Below are 3,572 nucleotides of genomic sequence, written 5' to 3' on the forward strand. Positions count from 1 at the left end.
CCGGCTGACCACGGACCCGCCGAAGCGCGGGCGCAGGATGCGCATGTGTTGCGCGCTATAGCTCGCGCCTGGAACTGGCGGCGTAAGCTTGAGCGTGGCGAAGCTTCTACGATCGCAGACATAGCCAAGGCCGACCGTGTTAGCGATCAATATGTGGGCCGTACAATGCGGTTGGCTTATCTCGCCCCTGACGTGCTGGAGAAGCTGCTCATACACCGCACCCCGCCGTCGCTCTCGCTCAACGAGCTGGTCACGGCTTCTGACCTGCCGTGGTCGGATCAGCTGGCGGCGGTCTTTGCAATATCAAACGACGAGAAGTGAAGTCGGCGCTCCTCAGCATCAGCTACCCTCAGAAAACGCTTGCATATTACAACCATCCTTGTAGGATCATCTTATGAATGATGATTCGGCAATAGAGGCGCTTTCCGCTCTTGCACACGAGGATCGCCTGGCCGCCTTCCGCTTGTTGGTGCGGGTCGGCCCAGACGGTATGCCGTCAGGCGAGATTGCCGAGGCGTTGTCGATCCCACCGACGCGGATGAGCTTCCATCTATCGGCACTTGAACGCGCCGGGCTCCTTCGCTCTTGGCGCGCCGGCCGCCGCATTCTCTATGCGGCGAGCTATGCTGACATGCGCAGTCTGCTCGTCTTCCTCACCGAGGATTGCTGTTCCGGCAAGCCGGAAATCTGCGGTGATCTCAGCCAAATTGCTTTCCAATGCGAACCGGAGACATGTCGTTGACCGTCACGATCTATCACAATCCTACCTGCGGCACGTCGCGCAACACGCTCGCCATGATCCGCCAATCCGGCGAAGAGCCTCATGTCGTCGAATATTTGAAGACGCCGCCCGCGCGCGAGGAACTGCTAAGGCTAATTGACGCCATGGGCATCACGCCGCGCGATTTGCTGCGTGAGAAGGGCACGCCTTATGCCGAACTCGGCTTGAGTGATTTTTCCATGACCGACGACGCGCTGATCGATGCAATGATGGCGCACCCCATCCTGATCAACCGTCCGATCGTTGTCACGGATAAGGGTGCAGCCCTCTGCCGCCCCTCTGAAAAGGTGCTGGCACTTCTTTCCAACCCGGTATCATCCTACGTCAAGGAAGATGGCGAGGTCGTTATATTGCAGGATACGCAATCGTGACGGATCCGTTTTCCCTCGATCTGCCGAACATTGATCTGAAACAGCTTCGGCCAATCGACGGCGAAGCGCTCGCTGATCCCAACGGGCCGGCGCACCCACCACGTATTCTCATTCTCTACGGCTCGATCAGGGAGCGATCCTTTTCGCGCCTCCTGTCGGAGGAGGCGGGAAGACTGCTTCGATGGTTCGGCTCCGAAGTCCGAACATTCGACCCGCGAGGTCTGCCGTTGCCGGACGGAGCCGAACCCGATCATCCAAAGATGAAAGAACTTCGCGATCTCGCCGATTGGGCGGAAGGCATGGTCTGGGTCAGTCCCGAGCGCCACGGCGCAATGACGGGCATCATGAAGGCGCAGATCGACTGGATTCCACTCAGCCTTGGAGCCAAGCGCCCGACGCAAGGAAAGACGCTTGCAGTAATGGAAGTGTCCGGAGGCTCCCAAAGCTTCAACGCCGTGAACCAGATGCGCATCCTTGGTCGCTGGATGCGAATGGTGACAATCCCGAACCAGTCATCGGTGCCGAAGGCGTTCATGGAATTCGACGAGGCAGGACGCATGAAGCCGTCTTCCTATTACAGCCGTGTTGTCGATGTCTGTGAGGAATTGGTGAAATTCACCTGGCTCGTGCGCGGCCGGTCCGCCTACCTGACGGATCGCTATTCCGAGCGCGTCGAAACCGCAGCCGAATTATCCAGCCGCGTGAACCAACGCGCTATCTGATCTTCACAGGAATATCTCCATGCTCGCCCTTGCGATCTTCGTCGCCACCCTTGTTTTTGTCATCTGGCAACCAAAGGGCTTCGGCATTGGCTGGTCAGCGCTGATCGGCGCTACAGGTGCCCTTCTCACTGGTGTCGTCGGTTGGAGCGACGTCGGCACTGTCTGGCATATCGTTTGGGACGCGACCTTCACGTTCGTCGCGCTCATCATCATTTCGCTGATCCTTGATGAGGCAGGGTTCTTCTCCTGGGCAGCGCTCCATGTCGCGCGCTGGGGTGGGGGCAGCGGGCGCAGGCTCTTTCCGCTCACAATCATCCTGGGAGCTGCAATCGCGGCTGTCTTTGCCAATGATGGTGCGGCACTGCTGCTAACCCCAATTGTCCTTGCTATTCTTCTCCGTCTCGACTTCCCGCCGACGGCCGCGCTCGCCTTCACGGTTGCCTGCGGCTTCGTGGCCGATACGACCTCACTCCCACTCGTGGTCTCCAACCTTGTGAACATTGTCACGGCAAACTTCTTCGGCATTTCCTTCGGCCGCTATGCAGCCGTCATGGTCCCGGTAAACTTTGTCTCCCTTGCTGCCACGCTCCTCGTTCTCTGGGTCTGGTTCCGCAAGGACATTGCTGTGACCTATCAGGTTGACGAACTCGAGCAGCCACGTCACGCCATTCGTGATCACGTCGTCTTCCGGACAGCCTTCCCATTGCTTGGCCTGCTTCTCGTTGCCTATTTCGTGACGGGATCGCTAGGTGTGCCGGTCTCCTTCGTGACGGGGGCAGCGGCACTTGTCCTGCTGGCGGTTGCCGGCCGCTGGTTTCAAGGGGGAAGAGACGCAGTGGTGCCCCTTGGCAAAGTGCTGCGTGGCGCACCCTGGCAGATCGTCCTCTTTTCTATCGGCATGTATCTCGTTGTCTACGGGCTTGGGAACGCAGGCCTGACTGATGTCGCTGCGAGCGTTCTGTTCTGGTTGGCGGCGCAGGGAACATTCGTTGCCACAATAGGCACCGGCTTTGTCGTAGCGGCGCTGGCCTCTGTCATGAACAATATGCCTGCCACCCTCGTCGGCGCACTCGCCATCGACAGAGCCGAGATCCCCGCGGTTACACAGCAGCTAATGGTCTACGCCAACGTCGTCGGCAACGACCTAGGGCCGAAGTTCACGCCGATCGGGTCCCTTGCGACACTGCTCTGGCTCCACGTTCTTGCCAAGAAAGGACAGCGCATCACCTGGGGGCAATACATGAAGGTCGGCCTCGTGCTGACGCCGCCAGTCCTTCTTGTCACGTTGATTGCTCTTTGGGCTTGGCTACCCGTCGTATCGTAGGGACTTCAGCTGGCTGGGGCTGATAGCCAAGTACGCATTCATGCATCAAACGTCCGATGTCGCATCGTTGCACTACGTGCCCTTTCGTCTAGCAACGCCCACTTTGGGCGTCTCTTTTTGGGGTGACAGGCGGTAAGATCAGTCAAAACTCGGGCACAGTCCGGAAGCGTCAAGTGGCTGAAATTAATCGATTTTTTCTAACCAAACCAAATCGACGGAGGTTTGGTCGATTTGAGACAAAAGCCATTCAGAGACTGAAAATCACGTTCTAGGCAGTCTCTGAGGTTTGGACCAAATCGCTAACCCCCTTTGAAATCAAAAGGAATTTCGGCGGTTAAATCGGGCTGTTGGGAGTTTGCAAATTGATACTGGCG

The 3,572-nt window shown here is 58.0% G+C and carries 5 protein-coding genes; all 5 read left to right on the plus strand.

Annotated elements, in window-relative coordinates; translation table 11 throughout:
* On the plus strand, positions 1–321 hold a 321-nt coding region (locus ACFO1V_RS09595), incomplete at its 5' end, for a hypothetical protein (RefSeq protein ID WP_380075093.1).
* A 73-nt stretch (positions 322–394) separates the two neighbouring features.
* Positions 395–742 carry an ArsR/SmtB family transcription factor gene (locus ACFO1V_RS09600; RefSeq protein ID WP_374834652.1) on the plus strand — a complete coding sequence of 116 codons (348 nt, stop codon included), beginning with the start codon at positions 395–397 and terminating at the stop codon, positions 740–742.
* The gene (gene arsC / locus ACFO1V_RS09605) at positions 739–1,152 is read left to right on the plus strand and encodes an arsenate reductase (glutaredoxin) (protein ID WP_374834658.1); all 414 of its coding nucleotides are present in this window, start codon (positions 739–741) and stop codon (positions 1,150–1,152) included. The genes ACFO1V_RS09600 and arsC overlap by 4 nt, the downstream gene beginning before the upstream one ends.
* The gene (arsH, locus tag ACFO1V_RS09610) at positions 1,149–1,874 is read left to right on the plus strand and encodes an arsenical resistance protein ArsH (protein WP_374834654.1); all 726 of its coding nucleotides are present in this window, start codon (positions 1,149–1,151) and stop codon (positions 1,872–1,874) included. The genes arsC and arsH overlap by 4 nt, the downstream gene beginning before the upstream one ends.
* 19 nt (positions 1,875–1,893) lie before the next feature.
* Positions 1,894–3,198 (plus strand): arsenic transporter, encoded by a 1,305-nt coding sequence (locus tag ACFO1V_RS09615; RefSeq protein WP_374834656.1) that lies wholly within the window; start codon positions 1,894–1,896, stop codon positions 3,196–3,198.
* The last annotated feature ends 374 nt before the right edge of the window (positions 3,199–3,572 follow it).

The organism is Daeguia caeni, from assembly GCF_042653845.1.
Lineage (GTDB): Bacteria > Pseudomonadota > Alphaproteobacteria > Rhizobiales > Rhizobiaceae > Brucella > Brucella caeni.

What these genes read in the sequence shown, in the direction of transcription:
- ACFO1V_RS09600 (WP_374834652.1), top strand. Translation starts at nt 395, where the DNA reads ATGAATGATGATTCGGCAATAGAGGCGCTTTCCGCTCTTGCACACGAG.
- ACFO1V_RS09615 (WP_374834656.1), top strand. Translation starts at nt 1,894, where the DNA reads ATGCTCGCCCTTGCGATCTTCGTCGCCACCCTTGTTTTTGTCATCTGG.